The sequence below is a fragment of the Corynebacterium sp. HMSC30G07 genome, assembly GCF_001806945.1.
GTDB classification, from domain to species: Bacteria; Actinomycetota; Actinomycetes; order Mycobacteriales; family Mycobacteriaceae; genus Corynebacterium; species Corynebacterium riegelii.
Genome location: NZ_KV786465.1, coordinates 25,947 through 26,607, shown reverse-complemented (window position 1 = coordinate 26,607; position 661 = coordinate 25,947). Strand labels below are relative to the sequence as shown.

The 661-nt window shown below is 55.5% G+C and carries 1 protein-coding gene; it reads left to right on the top strand.

Annotated features, from left to right (window positions below; all coding sequences use genetic code 11):
• Positions 1–661: HNH endonuclease signature motif containing protein (locus HMPREF3104_RS06445; RefSeq protein ID WP_141738157.1), on the top strand; the 661-nt coding region annotated here is incomplete at both ends.

Genomic DNA, 661 nt, shown 5'->3' with positions numbered 1-661 from the left:
GCCGGTGGGCCAGCGTACGTACCAGGGGTTGGGGCACTGACCCCGGAAGCCACCGCAGCATTAGACGACCTGCTGGCGTCAGCGAAAATCACCGAAGTGGATATGGAGGCAGAACTTCAAACACATACGGATAGCTACACCCCAACAGAAGCAATGCGACGAGTCGTGTGTGCTCGCCACACGCACTGTGTGTTCCCGGGATGCAGTGTGCCGTCACTGAGGTGCCAGATGGATCACCGGATTCCATTTGGCCAGGGTGGCAAAACCACACCGGGAAACCTCTACCCACTGTGCCAAAAGCACCACAACCTAAAAACCGATAAACGTGGTTTCTACGTCCCGGATCCGGATACGGGTGAAATCTTGTGGCTGTTTGCCAACGGCACGTATGAAACCTGCACCCCAGACAGCCTGATCGCACACAACACCCACGCCCAGGCCCCACGGTGGAAGTCAAACCTTGAGCAAGTATGTGCTCGTCGCAATAGAGTGGCGCAGTTTTACGCCAAGGGCCACAAAATACTGGACGATTTTGATAACCACCACAACAACCTCGGACAGGCCGACGCCCAAATCGCAGCACTAGAGGAAGAATACGGCCTTATCTTCCCAATCAAGGCAGTGCTCCCGGAGCCGTTGCCAAAAGAACCCGATTTTTCTG